Origin of the sequence: Litoreibacter meonggei (genome assembly GCF_003663885.1) — a bacterium.
Lineage (GTDB): Bacteria > Pseudomonadota > Alphaproteobacteria > Rhodobacterales > Rhodobacteraceae > Litoreibacter > Litoreibacter meonggei.
The window spans coordinates 189,094-210,503 of the sequence record NZ_RCCE01000005.1 but is presented as its reverse complement, the minus strand read 5'-3'; the positions used below and the strand labels follow the sequence as shown (position 1 = coordinate 210,503).

Genomic DNA, 21,410 nt, shown 5'->3' with positions numbered 1-21,410 from the left:
AATGGAATTCATCTACTACTTTGGTGACGTTTTCACGCCGATCAACTTTGGCCTGCTTTTGCTGGGCACGATCGGCGGTCTTATCCTTGGCGCGACACCGGGGCTTTCGCCAACCATGGCTGTTGCGCTGCTGATCCCGTTCACATTCCAACTTGAGGCCGCACAAGGCCTCATTTTGCTTGGCGCGGCATACACGTCAACGGTTGCAGGAGGCGCGGTATCCGCGATCTTGCTCAAGATACCGGGGGCACCGGCCAATATTGCCACAACGCTGGATGGTCACACCATGGCGCTGAAGGGCGAAGGGGCCAAGGCGTTGCAGCTTTCTTTCCTGTCCTCGGCAGTGGGCGGCGTATTTGGTGTTCTGTTGCTCATCTTCCTGACGCCGGTTCTGGCCAAATGGGCGCTGGCCTTCGGGCCGAGCCACCTGTTCTGGCTGGCAATCTTGGGCGTCACGGTTATCGGGTCGCTCGACTCGAATTCCGTGGTCAAAGGATTGCTGTCTGGGTGTATCGGCCTTTGGCTGGCCACCATCGGGTTTGACGACATCATGGGGGCGCAGCGCTTTATCTTTCATCCATCGCTCGGAGGCGGGATTAACATCATCGCCGCGCTGATCGGGTTGTTCGCGATCCCGCAGGTTATCACGATGTTCGCCAAGGGCCGTAAGGACGACGGGGCCGAAGCCATCCAAGTGCAAAAGCATCCGATCAAAGGGGCCATAACAGAACTGCTGCGCAACAAACGCGCGATGGGCATTGGCACACTTACGGGCTCTATCATTGGGCTTATCCCCGGCGTTGGCGGGCAGATCGCAGGGTTGGTGGCCTATGACCAGTCCAAGAAATTCAGCCCTGATCGCGACAAGTTCGGCACCGGCCACCCCGAAGGATTGATCGCTGCTGAGTCTGCCAACAACGCCATGGTGGGGCCGTCTCTGGTGCCGCTTCTTACGCTGTCCATTCCCGGCTCCCCCACGGCGGCGGTGCTTCTGGGCGGCTTGCTGATCCATGGGATTTTCCCCGGGACCGACCTTTTTGACAATCACCCCGATGTGGCGTGGACCTTCATCAATTCGATGCTGATCGGGCAGATCCTGATGTGCATCTTCGGGCTGTATGTGGCGGGGATGGCCGCAAAAGTCGCGCAGGTGCCGCAATCCATGATGGCCGCTATCGTGCTGGGGCTGGCCGTCTTTGGCAGCTATTCCGTGCAGTCGAGCATGGGGGACGTCTATGTCATGGCCTCTCTCGGGGTGATGATGTATTTTCTGGAGCGGTTCGGGTTTTCCGCGGCACCGCTGGTTCTTGGTTTAATCCTTGGACCCATCGCAGAATCGAACTTCATCCAAGGCAGCATGATCGCAAGTGCCACAGATGGCATGGCACCTTACTTCCTGACCGGGACGTTGAACCTGTTCCTGATCGCCGTCGTGATCGCGTCGATCCTCTACTCTGGCTACATGGAACTTCGGTCGCGGCGCTACACCTCCAAAGAGGAGATCATGGAATGAGCACCCTTACCCTGCCACGGCTTCAGCACATCATCGGCTCCGGCATCGTCGCCGCTGTCGGCGTATCGGTCTGCTACATCAGCTACACCCAGCAACCCTCCGAGGCGTTCTTATTCCCGCGCCTGATCGCGAGCGTTTTCGTGGTTCTGGCGCTTTGGACATTCGTCAAGGCGTGCCTTGGGTGGACCAAAGTCGGCAACGGCATCTCCTTCACCCAGTTCAAAAACCTTGCCCCCGGCCTTGCGATCGCCCTGATCTATATCTTCTGGGCCGCCAAAGGTCTGGGCTTCTACACAGCGACGACAATCGCATTTTTCATCTTGCTTAGCCTGTATGATCCGGCCCCGCACACGGCGCTGAAATCATGGGGCAAGCGCATCATCACGACGGCCTGTTTCATGGCCGTTATGTACGGTCTCTTCGCACTACTGCTGAAAGTGTACACACCGCGAGAGATATTTTTCTGAACCGCATTAGCGGCAGAACTCACCTAGGGAGGAACTACAATGAAGAAGTTACTAGCAGGGGCAGCCATTGCCCTGATGGGCTTGACTACAACAGCATCCGCTGATGGGCACGCCAACTATCCTGAACGGCCCATGATGATGATGGTCAGCTATGGCGCGGGTGGTGCAACCGATTTCCAAGCCCGGATTGTTACCATGACAGCGGGCAACGAAGATGCGTTGGGCATGCCCATCGCCATTCTGAACAAACCCGGTGCTGGTGGTCGCGTAGGTTGGAACTGGTTGGCGGGTCAGGCAGAGGCTGACGGCTACACCCTTGGGGCGTACAACGTCCCTCACTTCATCGCGCAATCCATCAAGGGCGGTGTCGAATATAGCGCTGACTCGTTTGAGCCAATCGCCAACTGGGGCGCAGACCCTGCGGTTCTGGTTGTTGGCAAAGACAGCGAATTCAACACGCTGGAAGATGTCGTAACCTTCGTAAAGGCAAACCCCGGCAAGCTGACAACATCCGGCGCGGGTCTGTTTGTGGGTCACCACATTGCCGCCCTGCAAATGGAAAAAGCAGGCGACATGAAAATGGCCTATATCCCCACCAAAGGTGGCGGTGCGGCGGCGATGAAGGCCGTGATTGCGGGTGACGTAATGGCGGGCATCAACAACCTGTCTGACGCCTATCGCGCAGCAGCGGCTGGCAACGTCAAAATCCTCGCCGTGGCTGATCTGGAGCGCAACGAGTTTCTTCCAGACGTGCCAACCATGAAAGAGGCGGGGCTTGATGTTGACAATGCGTCGGTCAACTTCCGCGGTGTCATGGTGCCTAAAGGCACACCACAAGGCATCATCGACAAACTGGCCGCGACGGTGCCAATGATGTTCGAAAACTCGCGCGTTACAGGCAAGATGAAAGCTGGCGGTTCGCCAATGCACGTCATGACTCGCGACGAAGTTTTGGCCATGTGGGCCGCACGCGAAGAAACACTTAAAGAACTGCTGGCCGGTCTTTAAGACACCTTCACTCAATCAGACCCTCACCCCGAACATGGGTGGGGGTCACCCAACCGACATTAGGACACCCCTCGAAATGACAATCCATGATGATCTTGCCGGAGTAGAAGCAACCGTTGCCAGCGCCCGCGCCGCACAAATTCGCTTCGAGACGCAAGGCTCGCAAGCCCGCTATGATCGCGCCGCCCAAGCGGCCGCATGGGCGATTATGGAACCCGCACGCAATACGCACCTTGCTGAACTGGCCGTCGAGACAACCGGCCTTGGCAATGTGGCGGATAAGATCACCAAAAACCACCGCAAGACGCTGGGCCTGATGCGCGACATTGCCACCGCCAAAACCTATGGCGTCATCAGCGATAATTCAGAGACTGGCATAACCGAGATCGCCCGTCCCATCGGGGTGATTGGCGCTGTTGTGCCTTCGACCAATCCGGCGGCGACCCCTGCCAACAATATCATTAACGCGCTGAAATGCGGCAACGCGATTGTGCTGTCCCCGTCGCCCAAGGGCGTGCCTGCTTGCGAGGTTTTGCTGGGCTACATCCACGCCGAGTTCGACAAGATCGGAGAAGACCACAATCTGGTGCAGATGGTGCCGGGCCGTGGCAGCAAAGAGAAAACCCATCGCCTGCTTGAGATCAGCGACCTGATTGTCGTGACCGGATCACAAAACAACGTCAAACGGGCCTACACATCAGGGACACCCGCGCTAGCCGTGGGTGCTGGTAATGTCTCCGTGATCGTCGACGAAACATGCGATCTGACCGCCGCCGCCGAAAAGATCACGGCGTCGAAGACCTTCGACAATGCCACGTCCTGCTCGTCCGAAAACTCGATTGTCGTGGTGGACGCAATTTACGATGACTTCGTGGCGGCCCTCGCCAAAGCAGGCGGCGCATTGGTCAAAGACGAAGCCGCAATTGTAAGCAAACTTTGGCCTGACGGGCACTTAAACCGATCCGTCATTGCACAGGATGCCGACAAGATGCTGCAAGCACTGGGCATGGAGGGTGACGTACCTTCGGATACGAAATTCCTTGCCGTCGAAACGAAGGGTATCGGCCCGGATCACCCGTTATCGGGCGAAAAACTCTCCCGTGTCGCAGCGCTCTACCGTGTCCGCGACTTCGATGACGCTCTCAAAACCACCTCCCAAATCATGGCGTTCCAAGGGGCGGGTCATTCCGTTGGCCTGCACTCCGCCGATCCGGATCGCGCCTTGCGCCTCGGTATGGTGATCCCAACGTGTCGCGTCATCGTCAATCAGGCGCATACCTTCGCCACCGGAGGTTCCTTTACCAACGGCATGCCATTTTCGCTGTCGATGGGATGCGGCTCTTGGGGCGGGAACTCCATTGATGACAACGTCCATTGGAAGCACTTCATGCAGACCACCAAGATCATCCGCGAAATTCCGCCCCGCGAGCCAAAGGTCGAAGACATCTTTGCCGACTATTGGGAAGCCGCCGGTCAATGAAGCTAGCCCACGACGCCCCACCGCAAGGAACTGTTCGCGACTGGATTGATTTTCGGGCTGAAAGCGACGGCGTAGCCATTGTCTTTACAGATGGAAGCCCCGCTCTGAACTGGGCTGAATTGCGCGATGAGGCCCGACAGATTGCCCGAACCCTGACCGCCCAGGGGATCGCGAAGGGCGAAAGCATTGCCATACTGCAACCTAACAGTCGCGAAGGTGTTTTGGCGTTCTATGGCGCGGTTTATGGTGGCTTTAGGGCGACGATGGTCAACCTCGCTGCTGGGCGTGATGCCATGGCCTACGCGCTTGAGCATTGCGAGGCGCGTATCGGAATGGTTCACGATAGTGTCGCGGACATGTACGAAAGCGTGCGTCCGGAAGGCATGAAGCGTCTGTCAGTGTTCACCATTCACGCCGACATTGCCTTGCATGACGTCACACCAGCGGACCATGCGCTGCTCATGTACACGTCCGGCACAACAGGACGCCCCAAAGGGGTAGTGCATACTCAGTCAAGCCTGCTTGCCGGGGGCTGGACTCCGGCAATCGCGCACAAGCTTACCGATCAGGACCGCGCGTTTTGCGTCTTGCCCATCTGTCATATCAACGGGCTGTGCGTGACCGTGATGGGGGCGTTGGTGTCCGGCGGGTCCGTCGCCATGGCCGAAAAATTCTCTGCCAGCCGGTTCTGGACTCAGGTCGAGGACACCAAAGCCACTTGGTTCTCAGTCGTGCCGACAATCATTTCACACTTACTACATGGCGACGGCGATTCCGACGCCCCAAGCAAAGAGAGGCTGCGCTTTGGGCGGTCCGCGTCCTCGGCTCTTGCGCCTGACGTGCAAACGGCATTTGAAACGCGCTTTGGCATTCCTATCATCGAAACCATGGGGCTGACCGAAACCGCAGCGCAAATCCTGTCCAATCCCCTTCCCCCCGGTACCCGCAAAATCGGCTCGCCCGGTATCGCATATGGCAACGAGGTGGCGATACTCGCTGCCGACCTCAGCGAATGCCCGCCGGATGTAGAGGGTGAAATTGCCATTCGTGGTCCGAATGTGATGCTCGAATATCTAAAAAACCCCGAAGCGACGGAAGCGACGTTTCATGGTGACTGGCTGCGCACAGGCGATCTTGGACGCAAAGATGCCGAGGGGTATCTATTCGTCACCGGACGGCTGAAAGAGTTGATCATCAAAGGCGGCGAGAACATCGCCCCGCGCGAAATCGACGAGGCATTGTACGCCCACAGCGATGTCGTAGAGGCCGCAGCCTTCGCTCGTCCTTGCACGGTCTACGGAGAACGGGTCGAGGCAGCTGTTCGGCTCTGCGATGGGTCAGCCTTAACTGCGCAGGACCTTATCGCCAGCTGCATTGAAAAGCTGGGCAAGTTCAAAGCGCCGGATCATGTTCATTTTCTACCCGAATTGCCCAAAGGCCCGTCCGGCAAGATTCAACGACTGAAGCTTGCGGAGATTTTGTAGTCCTTGAGTGACTTTCACGTGACCGGTGGGCTATCTGACTCGTGATTTGGTAATATTCAAATGTGCGGGAACGGATGCTAGACAACGAATGTTGGCCCGTTTAAATGCTCATCGTGTGTCGCCTCAATAGCTCAGCTGGTAGAGCAGGTCCTTCGTAAGGACAAGGTCGGGGGTTCGAGTCCCTCTTGAGGCACCACTTCACCATTCCGATAAGCTCCAAAGGCATCCAAAAACCCTTATGTTATAAGGGCTTTGCGAAATTTCTTTGTCCAGCGCTGTGTGATGGCGTTTGATGCGATCCCCCCAGCATGCCCTTGTCAGATATTCAGATCAGAAACCTAAAGCCTCGCGATAAAGCGTATAAAGTGTCCGATTTCGAAGGGCTGTTTGTTCTGGTCAAGGTGAACGGGTCGAAGCTTTGGCAGCTCAAGTATCGATTAGATGGAAAGGAAGGGCTGCTTTCTATCGGGGTCTATCCGGATGTGAGTTTGGCGCAGGCCCGCAAAGCCAAGGACGCCGCTCGGGGTGAGGTGTCCAAAACATGCGTGTGTTCATGTGGACCGCAGGCGCGTGGGGATTTTGCATATGGGCCACCAGCGAAATCCCAGAGGCCCAGAATCGAGGATCATCATTTTCCAGATGTTCCAGATAGGCGTTGATCGCTGCCCAACGCGCCTTGTTGTGCGCGCGCGACCATGCCCAGAAACTTCGCCCATGTATTGTATCGCTGCCTAGAATTTTTTGCGCGGCTCGATCTATTAGCGCAGCACCCAATGTTGAACCTTCGATCACATATAGCACTCCGCCCAATGCCGCCGGTGTCACTGCATCCGTTATCTCTGCGCACAGAGGATTACGATCGATATCTTCAGAGCTATACCCAAGACTGGCCAAATCCTGCGCTAGAAAGTCTAACCGCTTTGTATAGCTAAAGTTGTCTTGACAAACGGACATCTGAGAAACAGCTCCATCAATAGCCTGTTCCAATGGGGCATAAAAGCCGTGGAAGGACCGCATCAATTCCCTGTATTGGGATCGACATATCGTGCCATCAAAAAGGGCCACAAAATGCGAATGCTGATGAAGTCGCTGATGAACATCCTCAGTATGGACGCGCAGGGCATTCCGTATTGTGCAATCTCGATTGTCCTCGTTTGCTGCAAGCAAGCTGTGCCCCGCCTTTTTCTGCTACATCCAAATCTAGTGCAGAGCAGCATTTATCAAGTGGAGGAGCAATGCACTGACTATCCGTGTTACCTAGCACGATAGTTCGGGAAATCTCTCTCTTGTGCGTTTCAATGCCAAAAACTATCGCTGCGGTCCGCTGTTTGCGAAGCTCTACTGGTTAGGTGCTCATTTTAACATGATGAAGCTTATGCGAATTTAACTAGGTGATAAAATTCCTGCAGGCCCTTCGAGATACTACTCTCCCTGCTGACTTAGAGCAGCCCTTGGTTTATTGAGAGCTAGGTCCGCTTTGCGGGGCGAAGCGGTCGTTAGCTGCGGTTTCGCCAAGGTCGGCTTTGGAAGCACCTATTGAGAATTGCTGCTTGTTATCGGTGAGTGGCCGGTAGACCCCTGAAGTGTTAACGTTGTCTCGGAGCATTGCACTGGAGCATCTCGTTTTGGCCGTTCATCGAAGCAACTTTCCAAACATCGAAGCCGAATTGTTCTTGGCCTATGTCGGAATGGAAACCGACTTGCTATTCAACCGTGGCATCGATTTGCCGGGCTTTGCTTCGTATCCGCTCTTAGAAACAGAGAAAGGCCGCGCACTTCTCAAAGAGTATTTCGCAGGAATGATTGCATTGGGTAGAGAAAAGAGCGTGGGCATTATTCTTGAGAGCCCAACATGGGTTGCGAACCGAGATCGTGGGTCCGCGATTGGCTACGCTCCCGAGAAAATTATGCAGTTGAACCAACACGCTGTCGCGCTGATGTCAGAAGTGCGTTCAGATCATGGTGATGTCCCGACAGTGATCAGCGCAAACATTGGCCCGCGTGACGATGCTTACGCACCCAGTGATCAAATGAGTGCTGATGAAGCTGAGCAATATCACTCTGAACAAATTTCGGCCTTGGCTGAGACTGACGTTGATGTCGTGAGCGGTTACACTCTTGCTTATAGCGCCGAAGCGATAGGCCTCGTCCGGGCGGCTCGGCGTTTTGGATTGCCTGTTGTGATCGCCTTCACGGTCGAGACCAACGGGAAACTACCGACGGGAGCCACGTTGGAAACAGCAATCTCTGAGGTGGATGACGGAACGGACGGATACACTGCTTACTTTATGATCAACTGTGCTCACCCCGACCATTTTGAGCAGGTCCTTGCAGACGGGCCTTGGATGCAGCGGATAAAAGGGATTGTTGCAAATGCTTCGCGTTGCAGTCACGCTGAGTTGGATGAAGCTGAAGAGTTGGACGACGGTGATCCGGATGAGCTTGGAAACCAATTGTCACAAATCCGTCGCCAGTTTCCGCACATTCGCGTTTTAGGAGGATGCTGCGGCACCGACATGAGGCATATGGAACGGATCGCGGAGGCATCCACTGCCCACTCCGTTTAAGGACTGGGTCCATCGACTTATCCGACAACAAAAGCAGGCATTTATCCCATTTGCAGCATTCGTAACTATGGGCTTAAGCCAGACCCTACCACTCGCCACACCCTTGCCCGGAATCAAGCCGTAGGCGCCGGGCGATCGTCGGACCGTCCCACGGGTCGGCGATTTTGCAACGGGCGCACCGGCTTGTGAGGGAAGATGAACTTGGCAGAAATAAACTGCCAAACTGCTAAGAAATATCGCCCACCCCCGGTCCGCCGACCGCCCTGCTTGCGCTCCGAACGCTACCCCTCAATCGCCGTAATCATATCCACTCGCGTCGCGTGGCGACCACCCTCGAACTCGGCGCTCAAGAAGGCGTCCACGATATCAAGCGCCAGCCCTTCACCGATCACCCGCGCGCCCAAGGACAGCATGTTGGCGTTGTTGTGCTGACGGATCATGCGGGCAGAGAACGTGTCGGAGCAGACGCCGCAGCGAATGCCCTTCACCTTGTTGGCCGCCATCATGATGCCCTGCCCCGTGCCGCAGACGATGATGCCCAACGCGCAGTCGCCGGACGCCACACGCCGCGCGGCGGCTTCGCCGTGTTGGGGATAGGGCGTGCTTTCCGAGGTCATCGGGCCGATGTCTTCGACCTCGTAGCCAAGACCTGCGACATGTGCGGCGATGGTCTGGCGCAGCTTGATGTCAGCGTGGTCGCTGGAAAGGACGATGCGTGTCTTGGATGTCATGGCAGATGATCCCGTTGAAAGTTAATCGCGTATGAACGTCATGTAATGCGGCGAACGGCCTTCGCGAAGGGCCTTTTGCTCGTAGCGGGTAGAGAACCAGTCTTCCCAAGCCGTGCTCAAATCTTCAGGCGCTTCGGTCAAGGTGAAGCCCGCGCGCGGAACTTCTTCGAGCGTTTGGCGCACGTAGTCTTCGATATCGGTGGCGACGCGGAACTCATGCCCCGACTTCAACTTGGCAGCCAGCGGGTCCAGATGCTCTGGCGTCACGAAACGACGGCGGTGGTGGCGGGCTTTGGGCCACGGGTCGGGGTAGAGCAGGAACATTTTGTCCAAGCTGTTCGCGGGCAACACATCCAGCAAGTCCCGCGCGTCACCGGCGTGGATCAGGATGTTCTCCACCCCTTCGCGGCGGATTTTGCCCAGCAGGGAAGCCACACCGTTGACGTAGATTTCGCACCCAATGAATTGCACGTTCGGGTTGGCCTTCGCCTGATGGACAAGATGCTCGCCCGAGCCGAACCCCACCTCCAGCCACAAAGGCTTGCGCTGCGCGATTGCGTCGATATCCAGCATCACCCGCTCGGGATTGTCCTCGCGGCTGACCCCGTCCAGCAGAAAGTCGGGCAACACCTCGTCGAAGTCCTGCCGCTGCCGCGCGTTGAGGGTCTTGCCCTTCAGACGGCCATAGAAGTTGCGTCGGGGCGTCGTGGGGTCTGTGTCTGATGTGCTCATGCGCGGCGGTGTAGCCGTGCGGCGCGGCGGGTGCAACGGGCGCTTATGCGACGAACAGCGCCTTGTGGGCTTTGCAGTGCGCTATCAGCACGCCGCGGAAGGCGCGGAGCTTGGCCGAGGGCCAGACGTCGGGATGCCCGACCACCCAAATTTCGGGGTATGGCTGCGGGGCAAGTACCGGAACCTGCTGCAAGCCTGCGTTGGTCCGGCCCAAAAACATCGGCATCCGAACGATCCCCAAACCGGCCTGCGCCGCGCCGACCATTGCCACCATGTCGTCAAAGCGGAACCGCACCTTCTGGTTCGGGTAATCGGGATTGGTACCTTTGGGGACATCCGGAAAGCTGTCGTAGGCCACCCAGTTGATCTGTGTTTGCGGGTCTCGCGCGATACGCGCGGCCCAGTCCGCGTTGGCGAAACTGGCGCTGTCTTGGTAGAGCAAGCGAAGCCCCGTCAACGCATCGCCGGGGGCGCGGCTTACGCGAATGGCCAGATCGGCCTCGCGCCGTGACAGGTCCAGCAATTCGTTTGTTGCCAGAACGCGCAGTTCTACGTCGGGGTGGGTGCGGGTGAATTGGTCCAAGACCGGCGACAGGAAGCTGGCGATCAGAAGTTGCGGCGCGGTGATGGTCAGGATGCCAGACAGATGCGTCTCGGCCCCTTTCAGGCGACGCATCAACCCGTGCTCGGCCTGCTCCATCTGTTCGGCGTGTTCGGCGATCAGCAGCGCTGCGTCTGTCGGGCGGTAGCCGTCGGAAAGGCGTTCAAACAATACCTCGCCCGACGCTTCCTCGGCCCGGCGAATGCGGCGGGCGATTGTGGTGTAGTTGACCGACAACGCCGCGCCCGCCCCTGCGAGCGAGCCGTGGCGCACAAGCGCCATGACGGTACGAAGGTCGTCCCATGTCATATCCATACATGCGTTTTCGCACGGATCGGATGCAAAGACACGCGTTTTCGCGCAATCGAGCTGTGGCTAAGCTGCGGTCATCACATCAAAACAGGAGTTTCCCGATGGTATATGCATTCGCACATCTCACAATCAGCAACCCCGACGCACTGGCCCAATACCGTGACGTCGCGGGCGAGGCGCTGGCAAAGCATGGCGGCAAAGTCGAATCCGCGTCAGGCGAATTTACCGTGCTCGACGGCACGCCCACCGAGCCAAACGTCGCGGCATTGTTGAGCTTTCCCGACAAGGACGCGGCGCTTGCATGGACGAATGACCCGGAGCTGGTCGACGTCCATGCATTGCGGCGCAGTGCGGGTGGGTCGGACATCTTGTTGCTTGGTTAAGTCACAAAAAAAGGGCGCGCCGGTGGCACGCCCTTTGCGCTAAATCTGTGAGGTCGGATTAAACCGCTTTTTTCAGCGCCTCGACCAGATCGGTACGTTCCCACGAGAAGCCGCCGTCGGCCTCCGGTGCGCGGCCAAAGTGGCCATAGGCTGCCGTGCGGGCATAGATTGGGCGGTTCATGCCCAGATGCTCGCGGATGCCGCGCGGGGTCAGGTCCATCAGGCCCGCCACAGCGGCTTCAATAGCCGCATCAGGGGCTTCGCCGGTGCCATGTGTGTCGCAATAGATCGACAATGGCTTGGCCACGCCGATGGCATAGCTCAGCTGGATCGTGCAGCGTTTCGCGAGGCCCGAGGCCACCACGTTTTTCGCCAGATAGCGCGAGGCATAGGCCGCCGAGCGGTCCACCTTGGTCGGGTCTTTGCCCGAGAACGCACCGCCGCCATGGGGGGCCGCGCCACCGTAAGTGTCGACGATGATCTTGCGGCCTGTCAGGCCAGCATCCCCGTCAGGGCCGCCGATGACGAACTTGCCGGTCGGGTTGACCCACCATTCGGTGTCGCCGGTCAGCCAGCCTTGCGGCAGAACTTCGGTGATATACGGCTCGACCACCGCGCGCACGTCGGCGGAGGTCATGTTTTCGTCCAGATGCTGCGTAGACAGCACGACCGAGGAAATCCCGACAGGCTTGCCGTCGACATAACGCACGGTCAGCTGCGACTTGGCGTCGGGGCCAAGCGTCGGCTCGGTGCCGTTTTTGCGGACTTCGGCCAGGCGACGCAGAATGGCGTGGGCGTAGTGGATGGGCGCTGGCATCAGCTCCGGCGTCTCGTCACACGCGTAGCCGAACATGATGCCTTGGTCGCCGGCACCCTCTTCCTTGCCGCTCGCCGCGTCGACACCTTGGGCAATATGGGCGGATTGTTCGTGCAGCAGGTTGGTAACCTCGACGGTCTTCCAGTGGAATTTGTCCTGCTCGTAGCCGATGTCGCGGATGCACTCGCGGGTGATGTCCTCGATGCGGCCCATGTATTCGTGCAGCTTGGTTTTGTCGGACAAGCCGACCTCGCCGCCAATGACGACGCGATTGGTGGTGGCAAGGGTTTCTGCGGCGACGCGGGCTTCTGGCTCTTCCGCAAGGAACGCATCTAGAACAGCGTCGGAGATACGGTCGCAAACCTTGTCAGGATGCCCTTCGGATACGGATTCCGATGTGAAGAGGTAGTTCTGTCGTGCCATTGGGAAGTGCTCCGCTTTGTTGCCCCGCCACGTCAGGAAGCCGTTGTGGCGGTGAATGATTGACTTGCCCTACTCTTGCGGCGCTGCGTGGTCAATGGAAACACGGCGTCGTGCGGCGATGCGCCAGATAAGCAACAGGGTCAACAGGGCTTGCACCGGCCAGTCGTGCAGGCGGCTATACCATGTCGGCTGCGTTGGCGCAGGAAGGTTTGCATCCAAATAAGAGGCTTCGTTGAGCTTGGTATGCGCAGTGATCCGGCCCCACGGGTCGATCACGGCTGAAATGCCCGTGTTGGCGGCCCGGATCAGCGGCAAACCCTGCTCGACCGCACGGATGCGGGCTTGCGCCAGATGCTGATAGGGGCCGGAGATGTTGCCGAACCATGCGTCATTGGTGATTTGCAGCAGTAGATTAGGACGCGCGAGACCGCGAAAGCTGCGTGGGAAGATTAACTCGTAACAGATCAGCGGCAGTGCTGCGCCAATGCCGGGCAGTTCGATCAGTTTAGGGCCGGAGCCTTTCGAGAAGCCGCCACCGTCGCGAGAGGCCATACCGCGAATGCCAAATTGAGACAGCGTTTCGCCGAAGGGGATGTATTCGCCGAACGGAACAAGGTGATATTTGTGATAGGTTTGCACCCGGCCGCCATCGGGTCCAAGCAGCGTAAGCGTGTTGCGCCACCCATCTTCGACCCTGTCGTTGCCACCCACTATGATCGGCTGCCCGCCCGCGGCACGCGAAATAGCCTCAAGCACTGTGGGAGCCTCGTTTAGCGGATAGGGCACAGATGTCTCGGGCCAGACGATCAAGTCAGGCTTGGTGTCCGCCGGGGCTGCGGTGAGATCTACCGCACGTTGCAAAAACTCTCCAACATGCTCCGGATCCCATTTCAAATGCTGCGCAGCATTCGGCTGGATCAGGCGTACGATTTTACCGGTTTTCTGCGCAGCATTTGTTGCCAGTTGCTGCGCCCCATAGCCCCAGCTTGCAAGCAGGAGAACGACTGCGATTATCAATCCCACATGGATTTTTCGCGCGCTTGGCCCTGCGGAGATGGCCAAGGTCAGGAAGGTCAAAACAGGGGTTCCGCCAAGTGCTGCAAGTTGAATGATCGGGTGATCTGACCAGATGTGGCCGATGGTGGCCCACGGGAAGCCCGTGAACAACACGCTGCGCAGCATTTCCATCGCGGTCCACAAGACAATCAGCGCAATAACGCCACCAATTCGGCGTGCCACTCCGAAAGCCGTCGCCCATAGAAGCGCCAACCCGCCCGCCATAAAGAACAGGGCGAACGGGGCCATCCAGCCGTGTCGCGCGATGTCTACCAGGAACGGCTCTACCAGCCAGAACAGCGCTACGGCGAAATAACCCACACCGCCGGCCCAACCAACCCATGCGGCCTTTGGCGCGGAGGTTACATTTTTGTAAAGCCAGATCAGCCCCGCGAAGCCCAATAGCGCAACCGGCCAAAGCGACCATGGTGCTTGGCCCAACGCGCCAAGCGCGCCGAACCCGACAGCAGAGGCAAAGTGCGCCCAGCTAGGCCGCGCGGCGGGCCGGAACGCGCGGCGCATCATTGCTGTCAGCTTGCTTGTGCGACGGGCATCAAAACCCGTAGGCGCTTGATGCGGCGTGGATCGGCGTCCAGAATTTCAAACTCGGCGCCGGAAGGGTGTTCCACCACCTCGCCCCGCGCCGGAACACGACCAGACAGCATGAATACCAAGCCACCGAGCGTGTCGATTTCCTCGTCCATCTCGTCGTCGGACAGACGCTGGCCGATTTCGGCCTCGAACTCTTCCAGCGGGGCGCGGGCCTGTGCCAGATAAATCCCCGGCTTTTCCATTTTCCACAGATCGGCTTCGTCAATGTCGTGCTCGTCCTCGATCTCACCCAAGACCTGCTCGATCAGGTCTTCGATGGTCACCAGCCCGTCGACACCGCCATATTCGTCGATCACCAGCGCCATGTGCTTGCGCTCGGTCTGCATTTTGGCGAGCAAGACCCCGATCGGCATCGAGGGTGGCACGAAAAGCACCGGGCGCACCATTTCTTCGAGGTCAAACTTGGGGCCTTTGCCGTTGAAGCCGTGGCGCAGGGCCAGATCCTTCAGGTGGATCATGCCAATTGGCGTGTCCAACGTATCCTCGAACACCGGCAGGCGCGTCATTCCGCTTTCGCGGAAGATTTCCACCAATTCTGCCAAGCTGATCGTTTTCGGCACTGACACGATTTCGGCGCGTGGAATGACAACGTCTTCCACACGTTTTGCGCGCAGATTACCAAGGCCAAGCATAGCCCTACCGCTGCCGTTACTGTCGGAGGTTTCGTCGTCGGAATCGGGCGCACGGAAGGCGGCGATCACGCGTGAGAAAAGTCCAGGTTCCGTCTCGTCGCCAATCGCGACTTCGGTCTGGTTCGTGTCTATGTCCTGCGCGCTTTGCGCTGCGGTAGACGAGCCGTCTTGTTCTGCGCCCATCGGTCCTTTTCCAATAAAAACGGCCCCATACTCGAGCCTTACACCCTATATGGGTCCTCAATACCTAGTTTTGCAAGAATTCTGGTCTCCAAACCCTCCATCAAGGCGGCATCTGGATCATTTATGTGATCAAACCCCAACAGATGAAGGGTTCCGTGGACCAAAAGATGCGTCACATGGTCTTTTAAGGACTTGTCCGCCTCCTCGGCTTCGCGAACGCACGTCTCGAAGGCGATGGCGATATCACCCAGTTCCATCTCATGCGGCGCACCATCAGGCAGCCGAGGGATCATGCCGGGGATTTGCGCCGCACGTTCTTCCGAGGGCCATGACAGCACGTTCGTGGGGGTCGGTTTGCCGCGAAATTCGGTGTTCAACTCCGCCACGCGGACATCGCTGCACGCCAGAAGGCTGATCTCGTAGTCGGCGTCCAGCGACAGCTCCGCAAGGGCCGCGTTGCACGCAAGGTCCGCCAGCGCGGGCAGCCCCGCATCGGTCCAGCGGGCATCTTCTGTGAGGACTTCGATCTGTGCCATAGCTGTCCCATATAGCAGGCTGGGGCCGCGTCAACTAGTGTTGTGGAGGACATGAGGGTAGTGGCGGGAATGTGCGTGAGTTGGAGGGGCTGCTACACGGGACTAAGCAGCCATCCCAGCCAGTGTCTGTGAAGTCCGTTTTTGCGCCAAGAGAGACCTCGCTGGATTTATGTCAGGGACAGCTTCTCACGACAGCGCCCAAGTACGAACTCAATGAAAAGACGGACTTTGTTGTCTTGCAGGCGCCGGTGCGGATAGAGGCATCCAAACATCGCGGGTTCGGGCGGTGTTTCGGGCAGAACTTCGACAAGCGCCCCACTCTTGAGGTGTTCGACGACATCGAAACGCGGCTTGTTTATGATGCCACGACTGGCGCAAGCCCACCCAGTCAAAACATCTCCGTCATCGGAATCGTAGCTGCCCGAGACGTCCATTCGCTTGGGTCCCTCCGACGTTGACAACGTCCAGAACCATTCGGGCGATCGCGGATAGCGCAGAAGCAGGCAGTTGTGGCGCTTCAGATCATCGGGGGTTTGAGGCATGCCGTGTTTTTCAAGATAGGAGGGCGCGGCGCATAGGATGCGCGGAGTGTCCATGATTTTGCGCAATTTCAGATTTGAATCCGGTGGCTGGCCGATGAACAATGCCACATCAAGCCCGTCTTCCAAAAGATCCACCTTGCGGTCCGACAGACGCAGCCGTACCGACACATCCGGATACATGTCAACGAACTCGGGAATGAGCGGCGCGACCAACCGCTTGCCGACGCCAAGCGGCGCTGTCACTTGTACAATGCCGTGCGGTTTCTCAGAATAGCCAGAGATCGCGGCCTCGGCATCCTCCAGAGATTGCACGACTTGGCGGGCGTGGTCGTAGAAGGTTTGGCCCACGTCGGTGGGGGACAGCTTGCGTGTTGTGCGGTTGAACAGGCGCACATCCAACCGGCGCTCCAGCTCTTTGATGCGATTGCTAGCGACCGCTGGTGTCAGGCGCAGGTCACGCCCGCCGGCGGTAATACTGCCGAGTTCCACCACTCTCACGAATACTTTCAGGCTTTCAATATAGGGCACCGGCACCTCTGATTATCTACGAATCGTTGAAAGAGCATACCCGACTGCGCCGTATTTCAAGATAGTTAACTGGGTCATAAGGAAGGAGACCGTAGATTCCCCACTGCGGCAAGGGAGGACATATGACAGCCAGATCTGAAATACGCTTCGTGCTAAACGACCGTGACGTGACCTTGGACCGCGTCAGCGCCAGTGACACATTGCTTGATTTTTTGCGCATTGATCGTCGCCTCACAGGCACCAAGGAAGGCTGCGCCGAGGGCGACTGCGGCGCGTGCACAGTTCTAGTAGGGCGGTTGCAAAATGGCGTCCTGCGCTACGAGCCGGTGAACGCCTGCATCCGTCTGACGGCATCACTGGATGCCTGTCACGTCGTTTCCATTGAATATTTGTCCGGCCCGAGCGGAAAGCTGCATCCGGTCCAGCAGGCGATGGTGGATCACCACGGAAGCCAATGCGGGTTCTGCACGCCCGGTTTTGTGATGTCGCTTTATGCGCTTTGGATGGGGAACCCAGACCCTTCAGAAACAGAGATTGAAACCGCGCTTCAGGGCAACCTTTGCCGCTGCACGGGATACGAACCGATTATCAAGGCAGCGAAAGCCGTGACAGCCCTTGGCAGCTCTGCAGATGACGCACTGACGCATGAACGTGCGGCGATGACCGCCAAGCTGGCGAAATTACGGGATGGCAAGCGGGTCGAGGTTTCAAATGCAGGAAGCCGCTGCATCCTGCCCGCATCGGTCGACGATTTGGCGGATGTGTTGCTGGAAACCCCTGATGCAACACTCATCGCAGGCGCGACGGATGTTGGCCTGTGGGTGACCAAGTTCCTGCGCGATATTTCCCCTGTCGTGTTCCTGAGCCATCTGGATGAGTTGCGTCAGATCGACGTCACAGACGACGCCATCACGATTGGCGCCGGTGTCAGTTATACCGACAGCCGCGCGGCGATGACCGAAGACTATCCGCATCTTGGCCCCTTCTGGGACCGGATCGCAGGCTGGCAAATCCGCAGCATGGGCACAATTGGCGGCAACGTCGCCAACGGGTCGCCCATCGGCGATACACCACCGGTTCTGATCGCCCTTGATGCGTCGATTACGCTGCGCAAAGGCAGTGAACGTCGGACTATCCCGATTGCGGATTTCTTTATTGATTACGGCAAGCAGGACATGGCCAAGGGCGAATTTCTGGAAAGCATCCGCATCCCACGCCCAGCCAAAGACGCCATTCACGCCGCTTACAAGATTTCCAAACGCCGCGACGAAGATATTTCGTCTGTGTGTGCCGCGTTTAATATCACAGTTGAAGACAGCAAGATCACCTCGGCGCGGATCGCGTTTGGCGGCATGGCAGCGACCCCCAAACGGGCCGCACACGCCGAAGCCGCACTTGTGGGCGCCGCGTGGACCGAGGCCGCGCTAATCGCAGCCGCCGAAAAATTGGGCGACGATTTCAGCCCGCTCAGCGATTGGCGCGCGTCGTCCGACTACCGCCTGCAAGTGTCCAAAAACCTGTTCCAGAAATTCTGGATGGACCAGCAAAGCGACACAACAACAACCCGCATCAGCGCGTAAGGGAGAGATTTGCCATGAATGTTCAAAAACCTGCGAATGCCCCGATCAAAGGTGGCGTAAATACCGATCTGCGCCACGACAGCGCCATCAAACACGTCACCGGCCGCGCTGAATACTGCGATGATATTGCTGAACCAATCGGCACACTGCATGCGTATCTGGGTCTGTCCACAAAGGCACATGCGCTGCTGCGCGACGTGGACCTAAGCGCCGTGCGCACTGCCCCCGGCGTTGTCGGAGTACTGACGGCAGAGGATATTCCGGGCGTCAACGACGTCTCTCCGACGGGGCGCGATGACGAACCGATTTTCGCCACCGAGAAGGTGGAATTTTGGGGCCAGCCAATGTTTGCCGTCGTTGCTGAAACGCGCGATGCGGCCCGCCGTGCGACCAAACTGGCAAAAGTGACCTACGAAGACCTGCCCCACGCGTTGGACCCGGAAGCTGCGCAAGAGGCTGGCATGGGGTATGTGACGCCCCCGTTGACCCTCAAACGCGGCGCGGCAGACAGCGCGATGAGCAACGCGGCCCATCGCATCAAAGGTAAGCTGCGCGTTGGCGGGCAGGATCACATGTATCTTGAGGGCCATATCGCGTTCGCTATCCCAGGCGAGGATGATGACGTCATGGTGCATTCCTCCACACAGCACCCGTCTGAGGCACAGCACATGGTCGCGCATGTTTTGGGCGTGTCTTCTAATGCGGTGACCATCAATGTGCGCCGTATGGGCGGCGGGTTCGGGGGCAAGGAAACCCAGATGAACCTGTTCTGTTCAGTCGCAGCGGTGGCCGCAAAGAAATGGAACCGCGCGGTAAAAATCCGCCCTGATCGCGATGACGATATGTCCGCGACCGGCAAGCGGCATGATTTCGTGATCGATTACGAAGTGGGCTTTGACGACGAGGGCGTGATTGAGGCCGTGACCGGTGAATTCGCGGCGCGATGCGGGTTTTCATCCGACCTGTCAGGCCCGGTGACCGACCGCGCGCTGTTTCATGCCGACAACGCTTACTACTACCCGAACGTGTTGCTGAATTCGCACCCGATGAAGACCAACACCGTGTCCAACACAGCATTTCGCGGCTTTGGTGGACCGCAAGGTGTGATCGTTGCTGAACGCATCATGGAGGAGATCGCCTATCATCGTGGGCTGGACAGCCTTGAAGTGCGCAAGCGCAATTTTTACGGTGATAACGGGCGCGATGTGACGCCCTACCACCAGACCGTCGAAGACAATATCGCACCACGCATCTGTCAGGAACTGGAAGACAGCGCAGATTACCGCACCCGCCGCCAAGCCATTCTGGACTGGAACGCCAAGGGTGGAACGATCCGCAAGGGAATTGCGCTGACGCCTGTGAAGTTCGGTATCTCGTTTACGGCCACATGGTATAATCAGGCTGGTGCGCTGCTGCATATTTACTCGGATGGGTCGATCCATCTGAACCATGGCGGCACTGAAATGGGTCAAGGTCTTAACACCAAGATCGCGCAGGTCGTGGCTGACGCACTTCAGGTGGATTTCGACACAATCAAGATCACCAAGACAACGACTGAGAAGGTGCCCAACACCTCTGCGACGGCGGCCTCATCGGGGTCTGACCTGAACGGAATGGCCGCGCAGGACGCGGTGCGACAAATCAAGGAACGGCTGGTGGCGTTCGCCGCAGAGCATTGGAAAATCGATGCCAATGCGGTGCGCTTCCTGCCCAATGCGGTACAGGTGGGCGACGAGGTGATCTCCTTCTCTGATTTCATCAAGCAGGCCTATATGGCCCGTGTCCACCTGTCCGCAGCAGGGTTTTACAAAACGCCCAAAATCCACTGGAACCGCGACACAGGTCAAGGCCGCCCGTTCTATTACTACGCCTATGGTGCGGCCTGTTCGGAAGTCTCCGTTGACACGTTGACAGGCGAATACCGCGTCGAGCGTACGGATATCTTGCACGATGTAGGTAAGTCCCTGAATCCGATCCTTGATATCGGTCAGGTCGAGGGCGCGTTTATTCAGGGCATGGGGTGGCTGACGACTGAAGAGCTGTGGTGGGACGCCCAAGGCCAGTTGCGCACCCACGCACCTTCAACCTACAAAATCCCGCTGGCGTCGGATCGTCCGCGTGTGTTCAACACCAAACTTGCGACGTGGTCCGAGAACAAAGAACACACAATCAAACGGTCCAAGGCAGTGGGTGAACCGCCGTTCATGCTCGGCATCTCTGTGTTCGAGGCTTTGTCGCATGCAGTCGCCAGCGTTGCCAATTACCGCGAATGCCCGCGTCTTGACGCGCCAGCCACACCAGAGCGTGTGTTGATGGCTGTCGAGCGGTTGAAGGGCTGATCGCATGACGCTGGCCCGCTTTCTCGCAACACACAAAGACATCGTGCACATTCGCCTGACAGATGTGCGCGGCTCATCACCCCGTGACGCGGGTGCGCAGATGTTTGTCAGCGCTGACGGGTTGCATGGCACAATCGGGGGCGGGCAGCTGGAATATATGGCCATCGACAAGGCCCGCGCGATGCTGCGTGCCGGGCGTGTGGCCGAAGATATGGACGTGCCGCTCGGACCGGAAATTGGTCAATGTTGCGGGGGCCGCGTCGCGGTCATGCTGACGCAGATGACAGAGGCTGACCGACAAGCCGCCTGTCAGGCCGAGGCGCAAGACACTGCACAACGCCCGCATGTTTATATTCTTGGCGCGGGTCACGTCGGTCGGGCCTTGGCGCGCTTCTTTCAATTCTTGCCGGTGCAATGCGTCTTGATTGACGGGCGGCACGAAGAGTTATCGCTGAGTGATGCCAACGTTGAAACCCGCCTGTCTGCACTGCCTGAGGCCGACATTCGCAACGCCCCGCCAAACAGTGCCTTCATCGTGCTGACCCATGATCACGCGCTTGATTTCTTGCTGACATCCGAGGCGCTGGACCGGCGCGATGCGGCCTATGTCGGCCTGATCGGCTCTGCCACTAAACGGGTCAAATTTACCCGATTTCACGCCACCAGTTCGGCCGGGAAAGACACCTCGGGTCTGACCTGCCCTATTGGGCCGACACAAAGTGGCGACAAGCGCCCTGAGGTCATCGCGGCCTTTGTCGTCGCCGAAGTTATGACCCGCCTGACCGTTCCGGCAGGCGGCCCATTCAGCCGAACAGACCAACAGAACCAAATCCCACAAAGATCGCCTGAGGAGGGCGGCGTGGGGCAATACTAATGGGAGGAAA

At 58.2% G+C, this 21,410-nt stretch carries 18 protein-coding genes, 1 tRNA gene, 3 pseudogenes and 1 riboswitch; of the genes and pseudogenes, 12 read left to right on the top strand and 10 right to left on the bottom strand.

The features are described 5' to 3' along the window. Position 1 precedes the first annotated feature (1 nt). The 7 genes and pseudogenes from BCF46_RS15035 to BCF46_RS15005 form a co-directional block, all read left to right on the top strand. A complete protein-coding gene (locus BCF46_RS15035) occupies positions 2-1,513 on the top strand; it encodes a tripartite tricarboxylate transporter permease (protein ID WP_121026037.1) in 1,512 nt (503 codons plus the stop codon). Next, positions 1,510-1,980 (top strand): tripartite tricarboxylate transporter TctB family protein, encoded by a 471-nt coding sequence (locus tag BCF46_RS15030; RefSeq protein ID WP_121026034.1) that lies wholly within the window; start codon positions 1,510-1,512, stop codon positions 1,978-1,980. Before BCF46_RS15035 ends, BCF46_RS15030 begins: the two co-directional genes overlap by 4 nt. A 39-nt stretch (positions 1,981-2,019) precedes the next feature. After that, the gene (locus tag BCF46_RS15025) at positions 2,020-2,988 is read left to right on the top strand and encodes a tripartite tricarboxylate transporter substrate binding protein (protein ID WP_121026016.1); all 969 of its coding nucleotides are present in this window, start codon (positions 2,020-2,022) and stop codon (positions 2,986-2,988) included. A gap of 76 nt (positions 2,989-3,064) precedes the next feature. Next, the gene (gene sauS, locus BCF46_RS15020; RefSeq protein ID WP_121026013.1) at positions 3,065-4,468 is read left to right on the top strand and encodes an acylating sulfoacetaldehyde dehydrogenase; all 1,404 of its coding nucleotides are present in this window, start codon (positions 3,065-3,067) and stop codon (positions 4,466-4,468) included. After that, positions 4,465-5,952, top strand: coding sequence for an AMP-binding protein (locus tag BCF46_RS15015; RefSeq protein ID WP_121026010.1), 1,488 nt, complete (start codon positions 4,465-4,467; stop codon positions 5,950-5,952). The genes sauS and BCF46_RS15015 overlap by 4 nt, the downstream gene beginning before the upstream one ends. A gap of 120 nt (positions 5,953-6,072) precedes the next feature. Further along, positions 6,073-6,148 (top strand) — tRNA-Thr (locus tag BCF46_RS15010). Positions 6,149-6,260: 112 nt separating this feature from the next. Further along, positions 6,261-6,431, top strand: a pseudogene (locus BCF46_RS15005) (Arm DNA-binding domain-containing protein); the annotation flags it as partial. On the opposite strand, the pseudogene BCF46_RS20210 reads toward BCF46_RS15005, so the two are convergent. Further along, positions 6,430-6,582: pseudogene (locus tag BCF46_RS20210) on the bottom strand (coproporphyrinogen III oxidase); the annotation flags it as partial. The pseudogenes BCF46_RS15005 and BCF46_RS20210 sit on opposite strands and share 2 nt — an antisense overlap. Before the next feature lie 6 nt (positions 6,583-6,588). Further along, positions 6,589-7,119, bottom strand: a pseudogene (locus BCF46_RS20110) (biliverdin-producing heme oxygenase); the annotation flags it as partial. Between the two features lie 458 nt (positions 7,120-7,577). On the opposite strand from BCF46_RS20110, the gene BCF46_RS14995 reads away from it, so the two are divergent. Further along, positions 7,578-8,519, top strand: coding sequence for a homocysteine S-methyltransferase family protein (locus BCF46_RS14995; RefSeq protein ID WP_121026005.1), 942 nt, complete (start codon positions 7,578-7,580; stop codon positions 8,517-8,519). 281 nt (positions 8,520-8,800) lie between these two features. Here the strand turns inward: BCF46_RS14995 and rpiB are convergent, their stop codons facing one another. Genes rpiB through BCF46_RS14980 form a run of 3 tightly spaced genes read right to left on the bottom strand, consistent with a single transcriptional unit; the run spans position 8,801 to position 10,898 of the window. Next, positions 8,801-9,250 (bottom strand): ribose 5-phosphate isomerase B, encoded by a 450-nt coding sequence (rpiB, locus tag BCF46_RS14990; protein ID WP_121026002.1) that lies wholly within the window; start codon positions 9,248-9,250, stop codon positions 8,801-8,803. A 21-nt stretch (positions 9,251-9,271) separates the two neighbouring features. After that, the gene (gene trmB, locus BCF46_RS14985) at positions 9,272-9,982 is read right to left on the bottom strand and encodes a tRNA (guanosine(46)-N7)-methyltransferase TrmB (protein WP_121025999.1); all 711 of its coding nucleotides are present in this window, start codon (positions 9,980-9,982) and stop codon (positions 9,272-9,274) included. Between the two features lie 43 nt (positions 9,983-10,025). Beyond that, positions 10,026-10,898, bottom strand: a complete 873-nt coding sequence (locus tag BCF46_RS14980; protein WP_245990172.1) for a LysR family transcriptional regulator — start codon at positions 10,896-10,898, stop codon at positions 10,026-10,028. A 98-nt stretch (positions 10,899-10,996) separates the two neighbouring features. Here BCF46_RS14980 and BCF46_RS14975 point away from each other — a divergent pair, with 98 nt between their 5' ends. Further along, positions 10,997-11,278, top strand: a complete 282-nt coding sequence (locus tag BCF46_RS14975; RefSeq protein WP_121025996.1) for a DUF1330 domain-containing protein — start codon at positions 10,997-10,999, stop codon at positions 11,276-11,278. A 58-nt stretch (positions 11,279-11,336) separates the two neighbouring features. Here BCF46_RS14975 and metK read toward each other — a convergent pair whose 3' ends face one another. The 5 genes from metK to BCF46_RS14950 all read right to left on the bottom strand — a co-directional run bounded on the left by metK (position 11,337) and on the right by BCF46_RS14950 (position 16,607). Then, positions 11,337-12,518 (bottom strand): methionine adenosyltransferase, encoded by a 1,182-nt coding sequence (metK, locus tag BCF46_RS14970; protein WP_121025993.1) that lies wholly within the window; start codon positions 12,516-12,518, stop codon positions 11,337-11,339. A 7-nt stretch (positions 12,519-12,525) separates the two neighbouring features. Then, positions 12,526-12,573, bottom strand: a riboswitch (SAM-SAH riboswitch). Positions 12,574-12,587: 14 nt separating this feature from the next. After that, complete coding sequence (lnt, locus tag BCF46_RS14965; RefSeq protein ID WP_245990170.1) at positions 12,588-14,099, bottom strand: apolipoprotein N-acyltransferase; 1,512 nt, start codon at positions 14,097-14,099, stop codon at positions 12,588-12,590. A gap of 5 nt (positions 14,100-14,104) precedes the next feature. Beyond that, complete coding sequence (locus BCF46_RS14960; protein WP_121025990.1) at positions 14,105-15,001, bottom strand: hemolysin family protein; 897 nt, start codon at positions 14,999-15,001, stop codon at positions 14,105-14,107. Between the two features lie 38 nt (positions 15,002-15,039). After that, a complete protein-coding gene (ybeY, locus tag BCF46_RS14955; protein WP_121025987.1) occupies positions 15,040-15,537 on the bottom strand; it encodes an rRNA maturation RNase YbeY in 498 nt (165 codons plus the stop codon). 167 nt (positions 15,538-15,704) lie between these two features. Further along, complete coding sequence (locus BCF46_RS14950) at positions 15,705-16,607, bottom strand: LysR family transcriptional regulator (protein WP_121026594.1); 903 nt, start codon at positions 16,605-16,607, stop codon at positions 15,705-15,707. Between the two features lie 122 nt (positions 16,608-16,729). On the opposite strand from BCF46_RS14950, the gene xdhA reads away from it, so the two are divergent. From xdhA to xdhC, 3 genes are read left to right on the top strand one after another with little or no spacing between them, the layout of a single operon-like run. Continuing rightward, positions 16,730-18,187 carry a xanthine dehydrogenase small subunit gene (gene xdhA, locus BCF46_RS14945; protein ID WP_121025984.1) on the top strand — a complete coding sequence of 486 codons (1,458 nt, stop codon included), beginning with the start codon at positions 16,730-16,732 and terminating at the stop codon, positions 18,185-18,187. Positions 18,188-18,201: 14 nt separating this feature from the next. Next, positions 18,202-20,526 carry a xanthine dehydrogenase molybdopterin binding subunit gene (xdhB, locus tag BCF46_RS14940; protein WP_121025981.1) on the top strand — a complete coding sequence of 775 codons (2,325 nt, stop codon included), beginning with the start codon at positions 18,202-18,204 and terminating at the stop codon, positions 20,524-20,526. A gap of 4 nt (positions 20,527-20,530) precedes the next feature. Beyond that, entirely contained in the window at positions 20,531-21,400 is an 870-nt protein-coding gene (xdhC, locus tag BCF46_RS14935) for a xanthine dehydrogenase accessory protein XdhC (protein ID WP_121025978.1), read from the top strand. The last annotated feature ends 10 nt before the right edge of the window (positions 21,401-21,410 follow it).

Coding starts and splice junctions, on each gene's coding strand:
- xdhA (WP_121025984.1), top strand. CDS start 16,730: ATGACAGCCAGATCTGAAATACGCTTCGTGCTAAACGACCGTGACGTG.
- xdhB (WP_121025981.1), top strand. CDS start 18,202: ATGAATGTTCAAAAACCTGCGAATGCCCCGATCAAAGGTGGCGTAAAT.
- BCF46_RS15035 (WP_121026037.1), top strand. CDS start 2: ATGGAATTCATCTACTACTTTGGTGACGTTTTCACGCCGATCAACTTT.
- BCF46_RS14960 (WP_121025990.1), bottom strand. CDS start 15,001: ATGGGCGCAGAACAAGACGGCTCGTCTACCGCAGCGCAAAGCGCGCAG.
- sauS (WP_121026013.1), top strand. CDS start 3,065: ATGACAATCCATGATGATCTTGCCGGAGTAGAAGCAACCGTTGCCAGC.
- lnt (WP_245990170.1), bottom strand. CDS start 14,099: ATGATGCGCCGCGCGTTCCGGCCCGCCGCGCGGCCTAGCTGGGCGCAC.
- ybeY (WP_121025987.1), bottom strand. CDS start 15,537: ATGGCACAGATCGAAGTCCTCACAGAAGATGCCCGCTGGACCGATGCG.
- BCF46_RS15025 (WP_121026016.1), top strand. CDS start 2,020: ATGAAGAAGTTACTAGCAGGGGCAGCCATTGCCCTGATGGGCTTGACT.
- BCF46_RS15030 (WP_121026034.1), top strand. CDS start 1,510: ATGAGCACCCTTACCCTGCCACGGCTTCAGCACATCATCGGCTCCGGC.
- rpiB (WP_121026002.1), bottom strand. CDS start 9,250: ATGACATCCAAGACACGCATCGTCCTTTCCAGCGACCACGCTGACATC.
- BCF46_RS14980 (WP_245990172.1), bottom strand. CDS start 10,898: ATGGATATGACATGGGACGACCTTCGTACCGTCATGGCGCTTGTGCGC.
- xdhC (WP_121025978.1), top strand. CDS start 20,531: ATGACGCTGGCCCGCTTTCTCGCAACACACAAAGACATCGTGCACATT.
- trmB (WP_121025999.1), bottom strand. CDS start 9,982: ATGAGCACATCAGACACAGACCCCACGACGCCCCGACGCAACTTCTAT.
- metK (WP_121025993.1), bottom strand. CDS start 12,518: ATGGCACGACAGAACTACCTCTTCACATCGGAATCCGTATCCGAAGGG.
- BCF46_RS14975 (WP_121025996.1), top strand. CDS start 10,997: ATGGTATATGCATTCGCACATCTCACAATCAGCAACCCCGACGCACTG.
- BCF46_RS15015 (WP_121026010.1), top strand. CDS start 4,465: ATGAAGCTAGCCCACGACGCCCCACCGCAAGGAACTGTTCGCGACTGG.